This is a genomic window from Streptomyces sp. NPDC055140 (assembly GCF_053607285.1).
In genome coordinates this window covers 306,513-326,581 of record NZ_JBSGTG010000004.1, presented here as the reverse complement: position 1 = coordinate 326,581, position 20,069 = coordinate 306,513, and the positions used below count along the sequence as shown (strand labels likewise).

The 20,069-nt window shown below is 70.7% G+C and carries 17 protein-coding genes; 6 read left to right on the top strand and 11 right to left on the bottom strand.

The features are described 5' to 3' along the window. Positions 1-15 precede the first annotated feature (15 nt). Positions 16-651 carry a class I SAM-dependent methyltransferase gene (locus ACWFR4_RS11600; protein ID WP_453462813.1) on the top strand — a complete coding sequence of 212 codons (636 nt, stop codon included), beginning with the start codon at positions 16-18 and terminating at the stop codon, positions 649-651. Here ACWFR4_RS11600 and ACWFR4_RS11595 read toward each other — a convergent pair. Both ACWFR4_RS11595 and ACWFR4_RS11590 read right to left on the bottom strand, forming a co-directional pair. Then, on the bottom strand, positions 648-1,148 hold the full coding sequence (locus ACWFR4_RS11595) for a DUF402 domain-containing protein (RefSeq protein WP_453462816.1): 501 nt from the start codon (positions 1,146-1,148) through the stop codon (positions 648-650). The genes ACWFR4_RS11600 and ACWFR4_RS11595 overlap by 4 nt on opposite strands. Beyond that, positions 1,129-2,049 (bottom strand): GNAT family N-acetyltransferase, encoded by a 921-nt coding sequence (locus ACWFR4_RS11590; RefSeq protein ID WP_453462819.1) that lies wholly within the window; start codon positions 2,047-2,049, stop codon positions 1,129-1,131. Before ACWFR4_RS11590 ends, ACWFR4_RS11595 begins: the two co-directional genes overlap by 20 nt. Positions 2,050-2,120: 71 nt before the next feature. On the opposite strand from ACWFR4_RS11590, the gene ACWFR4_RS11585 reads away from it, so the two are divergent. After that, entirely contained in the window at positions 2,121-2,501 is a 381-nt protein-coding gene (locus ACWFR4_RS11585; RefSeq protein ID WP_453462821.1) for a GntR family transcriptional regulator, read from the top strand. 35 nt (positions 2,502-2,536) lie between these two features. Here the strand turns inward: ACWFR4_RS11585 and ACWFR4_RS11580 are convergent, their stop codons facing one another. Further along, positions 2,537-3,631 (bottom strand): DUF5925 domain-containing protein, encoded by a 1,095-nt coding sequence (locus tag ACWFR4_RS11580; RefSeq protein ID WP_453462824.1) that lies wholly within the window; start codon positions 3,629-3,631, stop codon positions 2,537-2,539. Positions 3,632-3,785: 154 nt separating this feature from the next. On the opposite strand from ACWFR4_RS11580, the gene ACWFR4_RS11575 reads away from it, so the two are divergent. Next, on the top strand, positions 3,786-5,210 hold the full coding sequence (locus tag ACWFR4_RS11575) for a GH39 family glycosyl hydrolase (RefSeq protein WP_453652097.1): 1,425 nt from the start codon (positions 3,786-3,788) through the stop codon (positions 5,208-5,210). Positions 5,211-5,269: 59 nt separating this feature from the next. Here ACWFR4_RS11575 and ACWFR4_RS11570 read toward each other — a convergent pair whose 3' ends face one another. From ACWFR4_RS11570 to ACWFR4_RS11545, 6 genes are all read right to left on the bottom strand, one after another. Further along, complete coding sequence (locus ACWFR4_RS11570) at positions 5,270-9,157, bottom strand: lipopolysaccharide biosynthesis protein (protein ID WP_453652095.1); 3,888 nt, start codon at positions 9,155-9,157, stop codon at positions 5,270-5,272. Beyond that, positions 9,150-9,950, bottom strand: a complete 801-nt coding sequence (locus ACWFR4_RS11565) for a polysaccharide deacetylase family protein (protein ID WP_453652093.1) — start codon at positions 9,948-9,950, stop codon at positions 9,150-9,152. The genes ACWFR4_RS11570 and ACWFR4_RS11565 overlap by 8 nt, the downstream gene beginning before the upstream one ends. Further along, entirely contained in the window at positions 9,947-10,960 is a 1,014-nt protein-coding gene (locus ACWFR4_RS11560; RefSeq protein ID WP_453462836.1) for a glycosyltransferase family 2 protein, read from the bottom strand. Before ACWFR4_RS11560 ends, ACWFR4_RS11565 begins: the two co-directional genes overlap by 4 nt. Beyond that, on the bottom strand, positions 10,957-11,757 hold the full coding sequence (locus ACWFR4_RS11555; RefSeq protein WP_453462839.1) for a glycosyltransferase family 2 protein: 801 nt from the start codon (positions 11,755-11,757) through the stop codon (positions 10,957-10,959). The genes ACWFR4_RS11560 and ACWFR4_RS11555 overlap by 4 nt, the downstream gene beginning before the upstream one ends. A gap of 376 nt (positions 11,758-12,133) precedes the next feature. Next, positions 12,134-13,228, bottom strand: coding sequence for a GNAT family N-acetyltransferase (locus ACWFR4_RS11550; RefSeq protein WP_453462842.1), 1,095 nt, complete (start codon positions 13,226-13,228; stop codon positions 12,134-12,136). A gap of 1 nt (position 13,229) precedes the next feature. Continuing rightward, a complete protein-coding gene (locus ACWFR4_RS11545; protein WP_453462845.1) occupies positions 13,230-13,568 on the bottom strand; it encodes a hypothetical protein in 339 nt (112 codons plus the stop codon). Positions 13,569-14,009: 441 nt separating this feature from the next. Between ACWFR4_RS11545 and ACWFR4_RS11540 the strand changes: the two genes are divergently transcribed. Further along, positions 14,010-14,819, top strand: a complete 810-nt coding sequence (locus ACWFR4_RS11540; RefSeq protein ID WP_453462848.1) for an SGNH/GDSL hydrolase family protein — start codon at positions 14,010-14,012, stop codon at positions 14,817-14,819. 31 nt (positions 14,820-14,850) lie between these two features. Here ACWFR4_RS11540 and ACWFR4_RS11535 read toward each other — a convergent pair whose 3' ends face one another. Beyond that, the gene (locus tag ACWFR4_RS11535) at positions 14,851-16,398 is read right to left on the bottom strand and encodes a protein kinase domain-containing protein (RefSeq protein ID WP_453652173.1); all 1,548 of its coding nucleotides are present in this window, start codon (positions 16,396-16,398) and stop codon (positions 14,851-14,853) included. A gap of 341 nt (positions 16,399-16,739) precedes the next feature. Between ACWFR4_RS11535 and ACWFR4_RS11530 the strand changes: the two genes are divergently transcribed. Both ACWFR4_RS11530 and ACWFR4_RS11525 read left to right on the top strand, forming a co-directional pair. Further along, positions 16,740-17,012 (top strand): hypothetical protein, encoded by a 273-nt coding sequence (locus tag ACWFR4_RS11530; protein WP_453462851.1) that lies wholly within the window; start codon positions 16,740-16,742, stop codon positions 17,010-17,012. Positions 17,013-17,508: 496 nt separating this feature from the next. Further along, complete coding sequence (locus tag ACWFR4_RS11525; RefSeq protein ID WP_453652091.1) at positions 17,509-19,257, top strand: amidohydrolase; 1,749 nt, start codon at positions 17,509-17,511, stop codon at positions 19,255-19,257. A 15-nt stretch (positions 19,258-19,272) separates the two neighbouring features. Here ACWFR4_RS11525 and ACWFR4_RS11520 read toward each other — a convergent pair whose 3' ends face one another. After that, on the bottom strand, positions 19,273-20,058 hold the full coding sequence (locus tag ACWFR4_RS11520; RefSeq protein WP_453652089.1) for an ABC transporter permease: 786 nt from the start codon (positions 20,056-20,058) through the stop codon (positions 19,273-19,275). Positions 20,059-20,069: the final 11 nt, after the last annotated feature.

The following is a 20,069-nucleotide window of genomic DNA, read 5'->3' as shown; positions in this document are numbered from 1 at the left end:
TGTCACGATCTGGGTATGAGGATGAGCGAGGACACCACGAACCGGGACATGGCGCCCCTCGAACGGGTCGACTGGGACGCCGAGGCCGCGGCCTTCGACGACGAACCCGACCACGGTCTGCGTGATCCCGCCGTGCGCGGGGCCTGGGCCGCGCGCCTGCGGGACTGGCTGCCGGACCACCCCTGCGAACTGCTCGATCTGGGCTGCGGCACGGGCAGCATGTCGCTGCTCGCCACCGACCAGGGACACAGCGTGACCGCGGTCGACCTGTCGCCCGCCATGGTCGACCTCGCGCGCGCCAAGCTCGCGGGCCGCGCCGCCCGGGTGCTCGTCGGGGACGCCGCGGCGCCGCCCGTCGCGGGTGAGACCTTCGACGCCGTCCTTGTGCGGCACGTCGCGTGGACACTGCCCGACCTCGACGGCGCCCTCGCGCACTGGCTCTCGCTGCTGCGGCCCGGCGGGCGGCTGATCCTGGTGGAGGGCGTGTGGGGAACACTCAGTCCCGTCGGCATCCCGGCGGCCCGGCTCACCGGCGCCCTCGCCCCGCTCGCCGCCCACATCCGGCACGAACCGCTCTCCGGCGACGCGCTGCTGTGGGGGAGACAGGTCGAGGACGACCGGTACGCGGTGGTCGCGACCGTTCGGTCCTAGGCGAGCAGCCGGCCGAACCCCTCGGCGCGCGCGAGGAGTTCGAGGTCGTCGAGGGCGCGGAGCGCGGCCGCCGCCGCGTGCGGATCGCGCTCCGCGATCCCGCTCGCCGCGAACTCGTCCTCGTCGAGCCGCAGTACGTCGCTGCCGTCCGCCGAGACCCACAGGTCGAGGTCGAGATCCTCCACGACGAGTTCGCCGCCCTCGCGGACCGCCGGCCGGGTCACGTCGCAGTACCAGCCCTTGAGCGTGCCGCCGCCGGTGCGCACCTCCTTGACCGCGTACCACCGGTCCCGCCAGTAGTGCTCGGTGAAGACGTCGCCCGGCCCGAAGCGCACGAACCCGAAGTCCCTGACCCCGGGGGAGGCCCAGGCGGCGGTGACGGTCACGCGCGTGCCGTCGTCGCGGACGATGTCCGCGGGGTAACGGATCTTGAGCCGGCCCGCCTTGAGGAGGACCACGTCGAGGGACCCGGTCGGTTCAGGTGAGGGTGCGGACATGGCGTACCTCCGTGGCACAGATCTCGTAGCCGAACCATTTGTTGATCGCGAGCATCGGGCCGTTCCCCGCGTCGTTGCCCGTGAACGCCTCCGTGACGCCGGCCTCTCGGGCGCGGTGCAGGGAGTTGTTCTTGGCGAGCTTGGCCAGGCCGCGGCCGCGGAACTCCCGTGCGGTGCCGGTCATGCCCGACGTGTAGCGGGTCTCGTCGTCGGTGCGGGCCAGGCTGAACGCCACGGGCCGGCCGTCGGACACGGCCACCGAGGTCAGTTCGTGGTCGGTCAGCGGATGGTGCCAGGTCTCGTCGAGCCAGTGCTCGTAGTCCGTGAACTCCGTGGCCACGTCGCTCGGTTCGTCGCTCACCGTCTCCGCGTCCAGTTCGAACAGCGGACGCGGGTCGTCCGCGAAGTCCGCGCCGGTCCGCAGCGTCACTCCGGCCGGCGGCGCGGCGAGCGGCGGCAGCGTGCCGTGCGCCAGATCGAGGCGGAGGAAGTGGGCCGGCCGGCTCGCCCGGTAGCCGCGGCGCGCGGCGAACGCCCGGTCCCGCGGGGTGTCGAGCACCCACGAGTAGACGGCGACGGCGCCCTCACCGGCGAGATACTCCTCCGCCGCCCGCACGATCAGGGACCCGGCCCCGCGTCCCGTGCGCCCGGGGTCCACATAGACGTTCACATAGCCCTGCCCCGGGTCCGGACTGTCGTACGCGATCCCGACCTGCGCGGTGCCGACGACCTCGCCGTCGGCCTCGGCGACCAGCGGCCGGTACCGGGCGTCCGGATGGGCGTGCGCCAGATCGAAGGCGACCGACTTGGCGGTGGCGAGCATGGCGGGCAGTGCGGCGCGGCGAACCCGGGCGAACGCAGCCGCGTCCTCGGACCGCAGGGCCCGGACGATCACAGTCATACGGCCGCACGCTACGCGTGGGGCGCGCCGGGGTGCCTCCCATTTTTTCCGCGGTGCGGGACAATCGGCCCGTGACCTTGAAGATCGACATCGATGCGGGCGCGGCGACGGCGCCCTACGAACAAGTACGGGCCCAGATCGCCGGACAGGCCCTCTCCGGGACCCTGCCCGTCGGCTACAAACTGCCGACGGTACGCGGGCTCGCCGAGACGCTCGGCCTGGCCGCGAACACGGTGGCCAAGGCGTATCGGGCGCTCGAGTCGGACGGCGTGATCGAGACGCGCGGCCGCAACGGCACGTTTGTCGCCGCCGCGGGTGATGCCTCGGCCCGGGAGGCCTCGGCGGCGGCCGCCGTGTTCGCGGAACGGGCCCACCGCCTCGGCCTCTCCGAGTCGCAGGCGCTCGCCGCCGTACGGGACGCGCTGCGGGCGTCGTACGGCGACAAGGGGTGACCGGGCGGCAGCCCCGGGCATCCAGGTCCTGAGCGCTACAGGTACAGCCCCGCGTCCGCCGAATCGCGCTGGTCCGGGACCGACGCCGGGCTGGTGCCGCGGCGCAGCGCGTACAGCTCGGCCAGTGTCGCGCCCTCGCGGCCCACGCCCTCCTCGCCGCCGAGCCAGTCCACCGACTCGCGGTGGGTGAGGGGGCCCACCTCGATACGGGCCAGGCAGCGGCCGGGGCGCACGACCGCCGGGTGGAGGCGCTCCAGGTCCTCGTTCGTCGTGACGCCGACCAGCACGTTCCGCCCCTGCCCGAGCAGGCCGTCCGTCAGGTTGAGCAGGCGTGAGAGCGCCTGCCCCGCCGTGTGCTTGGCCTCGCCGCGGATGAGCTCGTCGCAGTCCTCCAGGAGGAGGAGGCGCCAGCGACCCTTCGCCGTGCCGTCGTCCTCGCCGATCGCGATGTCCATGAGGTAGCCGACGTCGGAGAACAGTCGCTCCGGGTCCAGTACGCAGTCCACCTGGCACCAGTCACGCCACGACCGGGCCAGCGTGCGCAGCGCGGACGTCTTGCCCGTGCCGGGCGGTCCGTGCAGCAGGAGCAGCCGGCCCGCGATGTCCTCCGGGGTCGTCTTCATCAGCTGGTCCATGGCCCCGGCCACCGGCGCCGTGTAGTTCTCCCGCACCTCGTCCCACGTACCGGCCGAGATCTGCCGCGTGGTGCGGTGCGGTCCGCGCCGGGGCGAGACGTACCAGAACCCCATCGTCACGTTCTCCGGCTGGGGTTCGGGCTCGTCGGCGGCGCCGTCCGTGGCCTGCCCGAGCACCTTCTCGGCGAGCTCCGCGGTGGTCGCCGTCACCGTGACGTCGGCGCCCCTGTTCCAGCGGGAGACGAGGACGGTCCAGCCGTCGCCCTCGGCGAGCGTCGCGCTGCGGTCGTCGTCGCATGCGGAGCGCAGGACCACCGCGTCGGGCGGCAGGAGGGTGGCCCCCGACCGCACCCGGTCGATGTTCGCCGCGTGCGAGTGCGGCTGCTCGCCCGTCGCGAAACGGCCGAGGAACAGCGCGTCGACGACGTCGGCCGGAGAGTCGCTGTCGTCGACGTTGAGCCGGATCGGCAGCGCGTCGTGTGGGTTCGCAGACATGCCGCCATGATCCGCCACGCACGGCGCTCCCGCACGGGATTTCCGCAGCGCGTCACACGCTTGCCCGCCCGGCGGCCGACGCCCGTGCGCCGTTACAACCCTGTCGCAGCGGAGTCTGTCCCTCCGCGAACGACCGTAGTTACTCTTGCCCTTGATGGGACGTCATGGGTGGGTTTCGGGGGCGGGGCGGTGGCGGCTCACCGCTCTGCTCGGCGTGGGGATGGCCGTTCTGGCCCTGGTGCTGACGGTGATCAGCACACTGCCGGACGACCGTGCCGACGACAGCGGCACCACGAGTGCGGGTGACAAGGTGCACGGCTCCCCGTCCGACCCGCCCGCGCAGCTGGGGCCCGCGGTCGGGTGGGGCTTCACGCACACCCAGTACAGCGCGGACGAGGGAGACGACGGCGCGACGCGGCGGGTCGAGGACACGCTCTCCGGCCAGGGGGTTCCGCAGATCCAGCACATCATGGGCTGGGGCGCCGGGAACCCCGAGCCGGTCAAGGGCCGTTACGACTTCGACGAGATGGACCGCCGGATCGACTTCATCAGGAAGTCGGGCGGCACCCCCGTCGTCACCCTGTGCTGTTCCCCGGACTGGATGAAGGGCGGGAAGGCGGGGGTCGACAACACGGACTGGAGCCGGCAGTCCCTGGAGACCGCGCCCGACCGGGCGCACTTCAAGGACTTCGCCGCGCTCGCCGCGACGGTCGCCAAGCGTTACCCGGACGTGCGCCACTTCATCGTGTGGAACGAGTTCAAGGGCTTCTGGAACAACGGGAAGCAGCGCTGGGACTACGAGGGCTACACGGAGCTGTACAACCTCGTCTACAAGGCCCTCAAGAAGGTCGACAAGGACATCATGGTCGGCGGGCCCTACCTGGTGATGGACAGCGTCGACCCGCGCCAGACCGAGAACGCGTCGGCGGACGTGAAGGGGCCCTGGGGCAGCATGGACCGACGTGTCCTCGACGCCTTCGACTACTGGAACAAGAACAAGGCGGGCGCCGACTTCGTCGTCGTCGACGGCTCCAGCTACACCGTCGACGACGAGCTGCTGCCCGACGAGTTCAAAGCCACGGACAAGCTCACCGCCGTCGGCAAGTGGGTGGAGCAGCAGACCCGTGACCTGCCCCTGTGGTGGGCCGAGTACTACGTGGAGCCCGGTGACCGGAACGACGACCGCAAGGGCTGGAGCGAGCCGCACCGCGTCGCCGTCCAGGCGTCCGGCCTCGTCGCGATGGCCAAGGGCGGCGCGTCCTCCGGCTTCTACTGGAACCCGGAGGAGAAGACAGGCACGACGTGCGCCGGCTGCCTGTGGACGCCCACGCAGTCGGGCGACGGCGGCGCGAAACTACCCATGTACGACCTGATCTCCCGCTTCCACAAGGCGTTCCCGCCCGGCACCGAGTACGAGACGGTGCCGGTGGCCGCGGACGACGTCCCGAACGTGCGGGTGCTCGCCGACGACAGGACGGTCGTCGTGGTGAACACCCTGAACCGGAAGATCAGCGCGAAGGTCGACGGGAAGCGGTTCGAGATGGGTGCCTACGAAGTGAAGTGGCTCGAGCGGAAGTAGTCCGCCCGAGCCACCGACTGTTCTTGAGCGCCACAGGGCCTACTTGAGACCCGCAGGGCCTACGCCATCGTCAGGAACCTCTGGACGATGGACGCGAGCAGCACCGCGAGCAGCGGCAGCGAGAACCAGAAGCTGCTCTGCAGCCAGCGCAGCTGCCGCACACTCGGCCGCACCGCCACCCGCACGATCTCGCGCGCCCCGAGCAGCAGCACCAGGGCGACGGCCGCGAGCCCGCCCACCACGGACCACGGGGTCCAGGTGATCTGCGGGCCGATCGGCCCTGGCTCGGCCTTCGGGACCTCACCGCTCGGCTGCTTGCGCAGCGTGTACATCGTGACGTCGCCGTTGACGAGGACCTTCGTCAGCTCCTGGCGGTCGTCGAGGTTGCGGATGAGCCGCGTCTCCCAGGTCTTCGAGTAGCCGACGTCCATCTGCAGATAGACGACCTGACTCTTGTTGATCATGAGGTACGAGTTCGGGCCCGCGTCCTTGAGCGCCTTCACCAGGCTGGAGACGAGGACGGGGTCGACGGGCGCGAGCGTGGGAACGTACTGCACCTTCTCCATGTCACGCGTGCCCCACGGCATCGCGGGCGTGACGTTGTCGACGGTGTCGTTGCTCATCCACAGGAGGCGGACCGTCGGGTCGTCGTGCGCGTAGACGTAGTCCATCGCCGCGACCTCGCCCGGCCTGATCCGTTCGAACGGCTCGTTGCCCCAGCGCGCCACGAGGAAGCCGCCCATCAGGATCAGGCCGGCCAGCAGCGCGGCGAGCGGCGCGAGGCTCACCCGGTCGCGGTCGCGCTCCTTCGCGGTGATCCCGGTGCGTGGGAACAGCGCGAGCCCGGCGAGCAGCGCGGCGCCCGGCAGCGCGAACATGAAGACGCGCAGCGCCATCTCGCCGCCGTACGACTGCATGCCGAAGCCCAGGAACGGGACGAACGTGAGGACGAGGAGGGAGCGCTCCCGGTACTTGGCGTCGCGCCGCCGCCACCAGCCCCAGCACGCGAACGCCATCACACCGCCGGCGAGCAGCACGCGTGCGTAGAGGACGAGTTTGTGGGCCGAACTGCCGCCCTGGATACGCCCGGAGACCGACGACGACACATTGCCGCCGACGCCGCCGAGCCCGCCGAACAGCTCGTCGAAGTGGCCTGACCAGTACGGTTCCGCGAGGAACGAGACCCAGACGGCGACCAGGACCGCGAACAGGATCGGCAGGCCGCGCAGCTCGGAGCGGCCCACGAGCACCAGGACCGCGAGGACCCCGAGCATCACGAACGGGGTGAGCTGGTGGGCCGGGACCGTCGCCGCGAACAGGCCGATCAGGACGAGCAGCAGCACCGCTCGCTGGCGTCGGTCGGTGGGCTCGACCTCCAGCTCGCCGGGCCGCCGCTTGGTCCACAGCACCCGCGGCGCCCGGAACCACACCAGCAGGATGGCGACGAAGGCCAGGTAGAGGAGGTACGTGAAGCCCTGCGGGGAGAAGTAGTCCTGGCCGACCCAGCCGCTGAGCACGAAGATCCACAGCCCGGTCCAGCGGGCGCGCCAGCTCGCCCGCATCGAGCGCGTCAGCAGGAACATCGGTGCCAGGTAGAGCAGTTGCATGGCGAGCGGCCACCAGCGGATGACCTCGGTCATGTCCGTGACACCGCACGCCTTGGCGACGAACGTCGCGGCGGCGAAGAACCCCGGCCAGCTCCAGCGCGCGTCCAGGTCGGGCACCGCCGAGCCGGTCCTGTCGATGTACTCCATGAAGCCCAGGTGCTGCCATGCCGTCGCGAACCGCGGCTCGGCCTCGATCACGGCGGGCAGGGCGTGCAGCGAGACGACCGTGGCGAGCAGGGTCAGCAACAGAAGCCATTTGTGCGGGCGTTCGAGCCACAGGAGGGACGCGAACACACCGATCAGGAGCGCCGCGCCGAGCAGCGTCGCGGGCGGCAGCACCGAGATGAGCCCGAGCCCGCCCATCGCGTCGAGATCGCCGTCGCCCAGGCCCAGCACGGGTCCCCAGTACAGCCCGAGCGCGGCGACGAGCAGCAGCGCCAGGACGACGACGCGCGGGCTCAGCAGTGCGAGCCGGTCCCGCAGGGTCCGGGGTGCGGGTGCGGGTATGGGCGTGGCAGGCGGGGCGAGAACTGCGGTGTCAAAGGTGCCTGAGGTGTCAGAGGTGCCTTCGATGCCTGAGGTGCCAGCGATGCCTGAGGTGTCAGAAGCCTCCGACGTGGCAGAAGTTTCGGATGTGGCAGAGGCCGGCTCCGGGTCCGGCTCGGCGGACGGTCTCGGCGCCGGTGGCGGTGGGGACTTCAGCGCCCAGGTCGGCCGGTGCCCCATGTCGTCCTCCCCGCCCCCCGCCGCCGGCGTCCCGTGCGCGGGTGTAGCGGGCCCCGGCCGCACGTCGGGGCGCCGCTCCTGATGGTCCAGATTGAGCTGCACCGCGAGGTGCAGTGTGTCGGAGTCGAGCGTGCCGCGCAGCACCTGCCCGGGACCCTGCCGCTTGGCCCCCGTGGTCACGTCCGGAGTGCCGAGGTCGGCCAGATCGCCGTCCGGGGCCGCCACGACGGCCGGCGCCGGGGGAGCGGTCCGCACGATGCGGTACAGCTTCGGCGCGGCGAGCGCCACGATCACGGCCAGGCTGGAGATCTCCGCGACGCCCGCACCCGTCAGGCCCATCCGGGGCAGGAGGAGCAGCGTCAGACCGAGGACCAGGACGCACAACAGGCCCTGCAGCCAGGCGAGTCCGGCCGTCCGGCTCTGCGCGCGCAGCACCGCGAAGTACGTCTCCATGACCACGCGCAGGGCCGCGCCGACCGCGAACCAGCGCAGCAGTGGCGTCGCCGCGTGTGCGTAGTCGTCGCCGAAGACGTGCAGCACCAGCGGCGCCGCGAGGAACAGCAGCCCGCAGATCGGCAGCATGATCCGCGCCATCCGGCGCAGCGCGGCCCGGGTGTTCGCCGCGAGCTGCGCGGGGTCGTGCGAGCCCTCCACTGTCAGTGAGGCGCCCATGTTGATGGCGAGCAGGTTGACGGTGCCGCCGATGGTGGTGGTGATGTAGAAGTACGCGTTGTCGGCGGAACTGACCTGTGAGGCGATCAGGACCGGGACGAGATAGACGACGGCGAGCGAGAACAGGGAGCCCGTGTAGTCGCCCGCCAGGAAGCGGCCCACCTCGCGCAGCGTCGGCGGGTTCGTCCGGTGCGCCGTGAGCTCGACGTGCCGCGGCACCAGGCGCCGGAACACCAGCCAGCCCAGGGGGATCACGGACGTCGCGATGGCCACGACCCACGACACGAAGACGCCGGTCGTGGGGATCGCCACGGCGAACGCGATCAGCAGGCCCAGCTTGACCGTGGAGAAGACGGTGTTGCCGACCGGCACCCACAGCGCGCTGCGCAGCCCGGTCAGCACGCCGTCCTGGAGCGTGAGCAGCGACCAGGCGACCACGGCGGCGATGAACCCGAGCCCGTTGACCGGCCCGTGCAGGAACCGGTACGACGGCCCCCAGACGTCCAGCGTCAGCAGGAAGACCAGCGCCGCGCACGCGACGGCGAGTGAACTCCCCGCGTACGTGCGGAAGATGAAACTGCCGGTGCGCCGCCCCGCGATCGGGATGAAGCGGGCCAGCGCGCCCGTCAGGGTCACCGCGGTCAGCCCCGCGAGGAACTTCATCGCCGCGATGGCCGCCGAGCCCTGGCCCACGGAGTCCGCCGAGTAGTAGCGGGCGGCGGCGAGCCAGAAGCCGACGCCGAGCACTCCGGAGATGCCGGTGTTGAGCATCAGGGCATAGGCGTTGCGGAACAGCTGGTTCCCGCCCCCCGACCCCATGCCGTCCTTGTTGCCCTTGCCGCCCTTGCCCATGCCGGGCAGCCGCAGTTTGCGGCCGGCCGGCTGCTGGGGCTCGGTCGTGGGTGTGGTCGTGGCGGCCTGGGCAGTGGTCGTGTCAGACACGGGTTCGGATTGCCTTCCGGCGGACCTGTCGGGCTCTGCGGACGAGGGCGTAGCCCTTGGTGAGGGCACGGTCCCTGGCGAAGTTGCGGGCGATCGCGCGGCCCTCCACGAGCCGTGTGAACTCCTCGATACCGGTGGCGCGGCGCACGGTGACGCGCTGGAGGGCGTACGGCCCCTGCCGCCGCCGGGCCAGGCCGTTGCCGACCGCGAGGGACTGGGCGAACCCGGCCCCGCGCACGGCGGCGCGCACCCGCCGGCTGGAGTAGCCGTACGGATACGCGAACGACATGGGCACCGCGCCGAGTTCGTCGGCGACGATCTCCTTGCAGCGCAGCAGCTCGAACCCGAGCGCGTCGTCGTCGAGCTGGTCGAGCTGTGGATGCGTGTGGCTGTGCCCGCCGATCTCCGTCCCGGCACCGGCGAGCGCGCGCACCTCGTCCCAGCCGAGCATCGTGTCGAGCCCGCCCCCGGTGTCGTACGCCCCGCGCAGCCAGCCCGTCGACACGAACAGCGTCGACGGGAAGCCGTGCTTGGCGAGGACGGGGAGCGCGTGGCGGTGCACGCCCTCGTAGCCGTCGTCGAAGGTGATGAGGACGGGCCGCTCGGGCAGGGCGCGCCCCGGGGAGCGCCAGATCGCGGCGAGTTCGGCGGTCGTCAGGGGAGTGAGGCCGAGGTCGGCGACGGCCGCGAGCTGTTCGGCGAACGCCTCGGGCGTCACCGACAGCTCACGCGTCGCGTCGTTCGGCTCACGCGCCACCGAGTGGTACATGAGGATGGGCACGGGCGTGCTCATGACGGCCCACCACCCCCCTCGGCGGCCCCGATCTCCACGACCGAGAACGTCGCGCCCGTCCTGCGCGCCCGGAAACTGCCGAGCGCGTACCCGCCGGCCGTCGTGAGGACTCCGGCCACGATCGCCCCGGCCCGCCCCGCGCCCCCCGGCCGCGCCAGGACGAAGTCCCGTACCCCGCGCGCCACTCCGGCCGGCAGGACCCGCGTGGCGTAGCGCCGCTCGGACTCGAGGCCCTTGTCCGCTCCCACGCTCTGCGCGACCAGCGCCTTGGAAAGCCCCTCGGCGTACGCCCGGGTGCGGAAGTAGGCGAAGCGCTCGCGGCCCGAGGGGACCCGGTGGTGGATCACCGCCCGGTCGTCGATCAGGAGCACCGCCTCCGGCCTGGCGCGGGTGAGCCGGATGCACAGCTCCGTCTCCTCGCAGCCGAGCGGCCGCTTGTCGCCGTCGCGGCCGATGCCCGTCGCGAAGCCGCCCGCCGCGTCGAACGCGGACCGCCGGAACGAGGCGTTCCCGCCGAGCACGTTGCGCACCCGCACCTTCCCGCGCGGCAGCCCCTTGTACGTACAGCCGACGACCCAGTCGAACTCCTCGGGGAACCACGCGGGGCGGCGGCCCGAGGCCCAGACGGGTTCCGTGCGGCCGCCCACCGCCATGACCAGGGGATCGTCGTAACCGGCGGCGAAGTGACGCAGCCAGTCCCGCTCCGCGACCGCGTCGTCGTCGAGGAACGCGATGATCCCGCCGCGCGAGACGGCGATGCCCGTGTTGCGTCCCGCGGACAGGCCGCGGGGGCCCGCGTTGGCGAGCACACGGACGTCTTCGGACTCCTTGAACTCCTTGCCCAGACGCTCCAGGAGAGCCGGATTGTGGTCGACCACCAGCAGCGTCTCGAGCGCCGGCAGCGACTGCGCCCGCACCGAGGACACCGCCGCGAGGATGTCCTCCCAGCGGTCCTCGGTGTAGACGCAGATCACGACGGACACGCCGCCGTGCGGGGCGTGAGCGCTCAAGACACCTCTCCCCGGCCCGTGTTGAGCATGGTCGCCTGCGTCCGGCGGCGGCGTTGGGCGCGCCGGGTCGAGCGCTCCCTGAGGATCACCTTGAGGACCCGGAGCCCGTCCCGCACGGCCCGCAGATTGCTCGCGCCATGGATCCGCAGATACTCGTGGCTCGGGATCTCCTGGACCTTGAGGCCGGCCTTGACGACCCGGATGTTCATCAGGGTCTCGACCTCGAAGCCGGTGCAGTCGAGGTCGATCTGGTCCAGGCAGTGCCTCCAGAACGCGTTGTAGCCGTAGCAGAGGTCGGTGTAGCGGGCGCCGAACTTCTTGTTGACGACCGTGCACAGCGCCCAGTTGCCGAGCTTGCGGATCGGCGTCATGTCGTCGGTGCCACCGCCGTTGGCGAAGCGGGAGCCCTTGGCGAAGTCGGCGCCCGAGACCAGGGCGGAGACGTAGGAGACGATCTCCTGGCCGTCCGCGGAACCGTCCGCGTCGACCATCACGATGATGTCCCCGGTGCACGCCTCGAAGCCGGTGATCAGGGCGTCGCCCTTGCCCTTGCCGCGCTGCGGGACGACGACCACGTCGGGCCACAGTTCGCGGGCGACTTCCACCGTGTTGTCGGTGGAATTCCCGTCGACGAGAACCACTTCGTGGATCCAGTCGGGAAGGGTCTTGAAGACGTACGGAAGATTTTCCGCCTCATTCATGGCGGGGATCACGACGCTCACCGGCGGCGCAATCGCGAGATGGGTCGAGATCGCCCTGTACTGGCTGGGTATCGCAGGACGCACAAAAGAACTCATGAGTCTGGTCCCTCTCGTCCGGTGGACCGCCCGCCCCCGGGCGGTCCGGTTGTCTGTCCGGTTCGAAAGGGGGGTTCTCACTTACGGCCATGACAAATGGAGCTCTGTACAGGCCGGGTGAGCTGGCTAAATAGACCGATCGACTAAATCGGCCACGCGGCACGCGACTCGGCTGAATTTCGGTCACCGAGCACGGCACCCCCCTACCGCGCCCCGCGCCAGACCATCGCGATCTTGAGCCCTCCCCTAGATCGCTATTGCGTTGATGGTCCGATGCGGGTGGATGTACGACGGTATTGATGATTGAGACTGTATGGCAAGACCTGTATCCAGGCCTCACTTTTCTGTTGTTTTGACCTTTACCTGACTCTGGCCCTTAACTCCCCGAACGGATTTTCCCCATCCGTTTCAGGAGTTTGTCGGCCGGCTCGAAGAACTCGGGCCGGGACAGCACGGTGTTACGCAGTGCCCGGACCGGAGCGCGGCGCGCACGGTGTCCGAGAGCGACCGGATGGCGGCGCGTCACCCAACCCTCGTGCACGGTCAGTTCCCGTGTCTTGAGGGAGTCCTTGTATTCCTTCTGGCCGCGCCCGAGATCCAGATAGGCGATGCCGTCGGCGGCGGCCGCCTCGGCCATGCGCAGATGCAGGATCAGCCCGGGTGAGAACTTCGCGAACGCCGGGTCGTAGGCCGGGAACCAGCAGGCGAGCACGCGCTCCGAGCGGAGTCCGAAGTGCGCGGCGACCGGCTGCCCGCCCGCGTACAGGACCGACAGGATCCCGGCGAACGGCTCCGAAGAGGTGTGGAAGAGCTGCTGCGTGAGGCGGGTGATCCAGGCGTGCGCGAAGCGATCGCTGCGGCCGGTCCTGCGGTACTGGGCCGACTTCCACTCCATCAGTGTCGCCAGGGCCCGCGGGTCGCGCTCGTCGTGCACGTAGCGCACCTCGCCGGCGTCCCGGCTCAGCTTGCGGTCCTTGGCCAGCGTCGTCCTGGTGAACTTCGGCGACCGCTCACGCAGTAGACGCAGATACGTCTCGTACCCCTGGTCGACGTCCATGACCGGGGAAGGGAAGCTGCCGGAGGCCTCCGCCTCGAACGGCTCCTGGCCTCCCGCCAGGTGGTCGAACTCCCATACCGAGAGCCGGCAGGCTCGCAGCAGGTCGCGGGCGTTCCACTCGAAGCCGGGTCTGTGTACCAGGCCCTGACTGTCGGAGACGCCGAGGCCGACGGCTCTGCCGACGCCGGTCGCGGTTCTCTGGAACGGGAAGAACGCCGCGGGTTCGCCGTCCTCGCGCACGACGGCGATCCGCACCCCGCGCCGGCAGCGGCCCATCGCGAGGGTGAACTCGGGTGAGAGGAAAGGGTTCGCCAGCTCGGGCGTGCCGTGCAGATGCGCTTTGGACTGCATGGCAGTCCAGGCGGCCCGGTCGGCGGCGGTCAGCTCACCGGGCCGGTGCAGGGTGATGTCCACGTCAGGAGTCCCGCCTTCCCGGTGCGCGGCCGAGCAGCCGCCGCGCGGGGATCATGGGTGCGAGGAGGCCGACGACGCTGATCACCGCGATCGTGACGACCCCGCCGGTCACCGACCAGCGGTGCGTGGCGAGCATCGTCTCGGCCACGAGCAGGTCGAGCGCGACCGCTCCCGCGACGGCGGAGATCCAGCGGCCCCACGGATCGAGTCCGCGCAGCGCCGAACCGATCGCGGCGCCCGGCGCCGCGAGCAGGAAGAAGAGCGTCGACGGGCCGCGCAGCGGCGACGAGATGTCCGCGAGCGCCAGGACCGCGCCGACCCCTGCGACGGCGGCGGCCATCCCTGCTGCCAGGGGTGATACGTCCCTGCTGCGTCCCCACTGCGCAGGTGACGGTGCTCTGTCTGATGTCGGTGGCTTGATGCCGATGGTCTGCATTGGCGACTTTGCCCCCCGAAGCGCCGGATGCCGGGCTTCAATGTCGCGCAGTCCCGGGGCCCCAGTCAAGGTGCGGAGAGAGCGTGCAGATGTCATACGCACGTTCCCCGGAGACCTGGTGTGTCACGGGGGAACTCACGTTCACACAGGTGCAGTTGGGATGGGCCGGTCTACGGGCGTAGCGCAAGGAAGTTGAGGGTATGTCATAAGCCTGACATGTACCTGCAATCGAACGCCGGGCGAACTCTCATGAGGCGTACGGAAAAAGGTTGACATGGACACTTCCCGTGAACTGTGGGGCGTGCTACCACAGTTGTGGCAGAGATCCCGCTAAAGGAGGTTTTCATGAGACGTTTCCGAATTACGGCGTACGTGACCTCAATCCTCTTCGCGGTCGGCGTCGCCCTCACCGGAGCGACAGCGGCCCAGGCGTCCGAACAGGCGGCGGCCACGGGCTATGTGGCCCTCGGCGACTCGTACTCGTCCGGCGTGGGTGCCGGCAGCTACGACAGCTCCAGCGGCTCCTGCAAGCGCAGCACGAAGGCCTATCCCGCACTCTGGGCGGCCGCCCACTCACCCTCGAGCTTCAGCTTCACCGCCTGCTCGGGCGCTCGTACAGGTGATGTCCTCTCCGGACAGCTGGGCCCGCTCGGCCCCGGCACCGGCCTCGTCTCGCTGTCGATCGGCGGCAACGACGCGGGCTTCGCGGACGTCATGACCACCTGTGTCCTGCAGTCCGAGTCGACCTGTGTCGCTCGCGTCAACGAGGCCAAGGCGTACGTCCAGAACACCCTGCCCGGCCAGCTCGACTCGGTGTACTCCGAGATCACCGCGAGGGCACCCGCCGCCCATGTCGTCGTCCTCGGCTACCCGCGCTTCTACCAGCTCAACGGCTCCTGCGTCGCGGGCCTGACCGAGACCGAGCGCGCCGCGATCAACAGCGCGGCCGACCTGATCAACTCCACCACCGCCAAGCGTGCCGCCGACCACGGCTTCGCGTTCGGCAACGTGACCTCGACCTTCACCGGTCACGAGATCTGCTCGGGCAGCGCCTGGCTGCACAGCGTCAACTGGCTGGACCCCAGCGTGTCCTACCACCCCACCGCGGCCGGCCAGTCCGGCGGCTACCTCCCCGTGTTCAGCGCGGCCGCCTAGTACTTCGAGTACCGCCTGTACGTCCGCTCACCTAGTACGACGATGACGGCGAGGGAGAGGGCCCGCCCGTAGGGGACTCCGTCTTGCACGTCACCGCGTACGTCACCGAGTTCGACGTGGCACGGACGGGGGCGCGCACCTCCACACTCACCTGGTTGTGGAGCGTGGCCCCGTCCGTGTAGCCCGTCTCGACATGGTCGACCGACCTGGTCTTCGGGCCGCCGGACGCGAAGCTGAGCGTCTTCCACCCCGGGTCGCTCGACTCGCCGCTCTCCGTCACCCAGCGGTACTGAACGTCGACGGGCACGCGCCCCACCGTGAAGGTCGCCCTGAAGGCCGGAGCCTCCCCACCCGGCGGTGGGCAGGTACCGCTGTAACTCCCGCGCACCGCCGAGACGCTGACGCGCACGGACTGCTGCGGCGGCGTCGAGTGCCCTCCGCCGGCGCCCTTGCTGCTGGCGTCGTTCCCGCTGGGCGATCCTGCTCCGCCACCCTTCGAATCACCGTCCGACGGGCTGCGCGGGGCACTGGAGGTGCTTCCGCCGGAACTTGAGTTGTCGTCGCCGGAGTTGTCGCTCCCGTCACCCCGGTTCATCAGCGCGTACGTGAGACCGCCGAGCGCCAAAAGCAGCGCCACGACACCGGCCAGCAGGACGGCGACGGAGCGGCGGGGGCGTTCCGGATGCGTCGTGGCCGGATCCGGGGAGGGCGTCGCGCCTTGCCCCGAGGCGAATCCGGCAGAAGCAGGAGCCGGCGGCGTTCCCTGCCACGACGTCTGCGTCGGCGTCGACTCCGGGGACGCCAGGACAGTACCGGCGCGGGGCGTGCCACCCGCGCCCACCAGCCGCAGATCGCGCTCGGCGTCGGCCGCCGACGTCCGCTCGGCCGGATCCTTGCGCAGCAGCCCTTCGATGACGGGCGCCAGCGGGCCCGCGCGGTGGGCCGGCGGCAGTTCCTCGTCCACGACCGCCCGCAGTGTGCTCAGCGGTGTCTCCTGCCGGAACGGCGACTGCCCCTCGACGGCCGCGTACAGCAGGACCCCGAGCGACCACAGATCGGACTCGGGGCCCGGCGTGCGCCCCAACGCCCTTTCCGGAGCGAGGAATTCGGGCGAGCCGACCACCTCGCCGGTCATCGTGAGCGCCGAACTGCCCTCGACCATGGCGATTCCGAAGTCCGTCAGGACGATGCGTCCGTCGTTCGCGATGAGTACGTTGCCCGGCTTCACGTCCCGGTGCAGGACGCCCGCCTCGTGCGCGGCGCGCAGCGCGGAGACCACCTCGGCCCCGATGTGCGCCGCGCGCCGCGGGGGCAGCGGTCCCTCGGCGTCCAGGAGGTCGGACAGGGAGAGTCCGCGCACCAGTTCCATCACGATCCAGGGGCGGCCCTCCTCGGTCGCCACGTCGTACACGGTGACCACGTTCCGGTGCGAGATACGGGCCGCGGCCCAGGCCTCCCGCTCCAGGCGCGCGTACATCCGGTCGACCTCGCTCGTCGGGAGCCCGGCCGGGGCGCGCACCTCCTTGACGGCGACCTCACGGCCCAGGACCTCGTCGCGGGCGCGCCAGACGGTGCCCATGCCGCCCTCGCCCAGGGGGCTCAGCAGCCGGTAGCGCCCCGCGATCACACGCGCTTCACCGGTCTCTCGACGGCCCGGATTCTCGCTCACGGGCGACCCCCATCCGTAGCGGTGCGATTCTCCACAAAGCTAGCCCAGTGTCCGTGAGATCGCCCACGTTCCGGACGTGCCCGTTCCTGCCCGCCATGTCCAAGTCGCCCTGGAATCAGTTGGATTCGGTGAGTAATCGTCAACCTCCTTATAGGGGAGGTGAATCCTGCGACCGGGATACACGAGTGTCACGACGGGGCGATAGGGTTAACCTGCCCGGGCCGGGTGCCCTCGTACGGGTGGGGAGTGACATGGAACAGATAACAGTGCGCAGCAGGCCACGTGTGCCTGCGATCACCTGCGGGAGCAGCGCGACCAGCTCGCGTCTCGACCGCCACCTCTCGGTGCTGGGCGGTCCCGCCGTCCCGCAGCGCGAGGTGGCCGAGGCGACGTCGCTGATGCGTGAGCTCACCTCGCGTGACCTCGCGCACGAGCGCAGCAGCAGGGGCGCGCGAGTGAGCCGGGTCTCACTCTTCGCACCGCTGCGCCGACTGCGCCGCTCGCTGTTCGGCGGCCGCCGCTGACAGGCGGTCATATCCGGCACAGCCCGATCCCGCGCTCAGGCGACCATGCCGTACCGGCACGGCGCCGCGATCTCCGCGACCGTCATCCCCACGGCACGCGGCGTCGCCCAGGTGTGCTCGCCTGACGCGGGACAGAAATCTCCTGCCGCCCCGGCACCGCTCTCCCCATCGGGCCGCCCGGCACTCTGAAACGGCGCTGACACGGCATGTGAGCCGCACCCTCCCCGCTCCCGGTGCGCCGCCGTACATCCCGTCACCTCTGCGCCGCCGTACCTCTCCTTTCACCTCCGACGTGTGCCCTCCGCACCGTCGGTTTTCCGTCGTTCCGGGGCCTGTTGACGCCCCCGCAGGCGTCGCCGCGCGCAGTTATCCATGTCCGGTGCGTAACAGCTTTGTCATGCACGGATGTTGACGGGGCAATGTTCCGGGGCCAATGTTGCGCCTGATCCTGATCGTTTGGCCTGTACACGGAAACCTCACCCCCGGAGGTACGCGCGTGTGTGACCTGCATGACCAGCACGAGCATGAGCATGAGCACGGGACGACCCAGACCGCCGCCGGCCCGCAGCTCAGCAGGCGCCGCATCATGCAACTGCTCGGCGCGGCCGGAGTGACCGCCGCCATGACCGCCGAGGCAGACCCGGCGATGGCCGCGGCCGCCGACTCCATCGTCGAGGAGGCCGGTGCGTACAAGGCACCCGAGGGCCTCGCCGAGGACAGCCCGGCGAAGGCCTCCGCCCTCGGCTGGATCACCTCCAACTCCTCCCGCATCACGGGCCTGAACGAGGAGATCTGGGAGCACGCGGAGCTGTCGCTGCGCGAATGGAACTCCTCGGTCGCCGAGGCCGGATTCCTAGAGAAGGCGGGATTCGACGTCAAGTTCGGCACGGCCGGCTTCCCGACGGCGTTCACGGCGACCTTCTCGTACGGCAACGGCGGCCCGGTCCTCGGCTTCAGCGGCGAGTACGACGCGCTGCCCGGGCTCTCCCAGAACAAGGGTGTCGGCCACCACGATCCGCGCGAGTACATCCACGACCCCTTCTCCCCGAGCTACGGGCCGGGCCACGGCTGTGGGCACAGCGCCCTCGGTACCGCGGCGGCGGCAGCGGCGGCAGCCGTCGCGCAGGCCGCGAAGAAGCACAAGCTGCCGGTCACGGTGAAGTTCTTCGGCTCCACGGCCGAGGAGGCGCTGATCGGCAAGACGTACGCCGTCAGCAGGGGCGTGTACGACGGGCTCGACGCGTTCCTCGACTGGCACCCCTCCACTGCCAACGCCACCGGTTGGGGCACCAGCAACGCCATGACCGCGGTCACCTTCACGTTCCTCGGTGTCGCGGGCCACGGCGGCACCCCGCTGGGCAACAAGTCGGCGCTCGACGCCGCCGTGATGATGGCGACGATGTCGGAGTTCCTGCGCGAGGAGAACATGGCTCCGGCCGCGCGCCTGCACTGGGTCATCAACAACGGCGGCGACATCCCGAACGTGACCCCGGAGATCGCCGAGATCTCCTACTACGTGCGCGAGGGCAGCACGGCCCGCGTTCAGGTGCTGCTGGACAAGGTGATCGCGATATCCGAGGCCGCCGCCAAGGCCTCGCAGACGAAGGTGCAGCACCGCATCACCTCCGCCTGCTGGAACCAGCTGCCCAACAAGGCTGCCGCGGAACTGCTGTACGACAACATGCGGCAGATCGGCCCGCCCGCGTTCACCGCCGAGGCGCACCAGCTGGCGAAGGACCTGCAGAAGTCCCTGGGGCTCGCGGAGGTCGGCATGCACGACAAGGTCGCCGAACTGACCCCGCCCAACCCCGTTTTCCTGGGTGGCGGTTCGACGGACGTCGCCGACATCAGCTGGAACGTGCCGACCGTGTCGATGGGCGCCGCTCTCGCCCCGATCGGCGGCAAGTTCCACACCTGGTCCACCGCGGCGTGTGCCGCCGCGGCGCCCGGTCAGGCCGCGGTGATCGCCGCCGCGAAGTACCTGGCGGCGACTGCGGTCGACCTGATCACGCAGCCCGAGCGGCTCAAGGCCCTCAAGGACGAGTTCAAGCAGCGCACCAAGGACGTCGAGTGGAAGACGGCCCTGCCGGACGGCTATGAGCCGCCCATGTACGAGCCGCCGGCCTGGTTCCTGAAGAAGACCGGGCAGAAGTGGCCGCCGAACAACATCACCTGGCCGCCCCGGCGGGTCGTCTCGAACGAGAAGTTCTCCTCGCTCGGACCCGAGCTGGCCCCGCAGAAGTAGGCGGCCGCAGTTCGCTCAGCGTCCGCCGGTCGTGTACCGGCGGACGGCGAGCGGCACGCACACCGCGAGCAGCACCGCGCACCAGGCGAGCGAGCCGGCCACCGGGTGCGCAACCGGCCACGAGGCACCGATGGGCACGGGGGCGTTGCCGAACAGGTCGCGTACCGCCGTGGCGACCGCGCTGATCGGGTTCCACTCGGCGAGCACGCGCACCCAGCCGGGGAAGCCCGCCGTCGGGATGTACGCGTTCGACAGCAGCGGAAGCATGAACGTCGCGCCGCCGAGCTGGCCCGCCGCCTCCTCGCTGCGCGAGAGCAGCCCGAGCAGGATGCCGACCCACGTCGTGGCGAAGCGGAACAGCAGCAACAGGCCGAAGGCGCCCGCCGCTTCGAGCGCGCCGCCCTCGATCCGCCAGCCCATCGCGAGCCCGACGAGGAGCAGCGGCACGAGACCGGCCGCCGTCGTCACGATGTCGGCCGCCGCCTGCCCCAGCGGGACGGCCGCGCGGGTCATCGGCAGCGTACGGAAGCGGTCCATGACGCCCCGGTGCGAGTCCTGGGCCGCCGTGAACATCCCGGTCATGATCCCGTTCGCGGCGGTCGCGACGAGCATGCCCGGCACCAGGAAGGCGCGGTAGTCCGCGCCAGGCATCGCCAGGGCGCTGCCGAAGACGTATCCGAAGAAGAGCAGGAAGACGATCGGCATCGTCTGCGTCATCACGAGGATCGCGGGCGCGTGCCGGATCCGCTGGAGGTGCCGGCCGAGCATCGCCGTGCCGTCGTACAGGAGTGCCGTGGCCATCAGGTCGCCTC

Excerpts from the sequence above, each read along its gene's own strand:
- ACWFR4_RS11575 (WP_453652097.1), top strand. The coding sequence starts at position 3,786 with ATGGGACGTCATGGGTGGGTTTCGGGGGCGGGGCGGTGGCGGCTCACC.
- ACWFR4_RS11555 (WP_453462839.1), bottom strand. The coding sequence starts at position 11,757 with ATGAGTTCTTTTGTGCGTCCTGCGATACCCAGCCAGTACAGGGCGATC.
- ACWFR4_RS11580 (WP_453462824.1), bottom strand. The coding sequence starts at position 3,631 with ATGTCTGCGAACCCACACGACGCGCTGCCGATCCGGCTCAACGTCGAC.
- ACWFR4_RS11590 (WP_453462819.1), bottom strand. The coding sequence starts at position 2,049 with ATGACTGTGATCGTCCGGGCCCTGCGGTCCGAGGACGCGGCTGCGTTC.
- ACWFR4_RS11565 (WP_453652093.1), bottom strand. The coding sequence starts at position 9,950 with ATGAGCACGCCCGTGCCCATCCTCATGTACCACTCGGTGGCGCGTGAG.
- ACWFR4_RS11530 (WP_453462851.1), top strand. The coding sequence starts at position 16,740 with ATGGAACAGATAACAGTGCGCAGCAGGCCACGTGTGCCTGCGATCACC.
- ACWFR4_RS11520 (WP_453652089.1), bottom strand. The coding sequence starts at position 20,058 with ATGGCCACGGCACTCCTGTACGACGGCACGGCGATGCTCGGCCGGCAC.
- ACWFR4_RS11545 (WP_453462845.1), bottom strand. The coding sequence starts at position 13,568 with ATGGCCGCCGCCGTCGCAGGGGTCGGCGCGGTCCTGGCGCTCGCGGAC.
- ACWFR4_RS11535 (WP_453652173.1), bottom strand. The coding sequence starts at position 16,398 with ATGGGCACCGTCTGGCGCGCCCGCGACGAGGTCCTGGGCCGTGAGGTC.
- ACWFR4_RS11595 (WP_453462816.1), bottom strand. The coding sequence starts at position 1,148 with ATGTCCGCACCCTCACCTGAACCGACCGGGTCCCTCGACGTGGTCCTC.
- ACWFR4_RS11600 (WP_453462813.1), top strand. The coding sequence starts at position 16 with ATGAGGATGAGCGAGGACACCACGAACCGGGACATGGCGCCCCTCGAA.
- ACWFR4_RS11540 (WP_453462848.1), top strand. The coding sequence starts at position 14,010 with ATGAGACGTTTCCGAATTACGGCGTACGTGACCTCAATCCTCTTCGCG.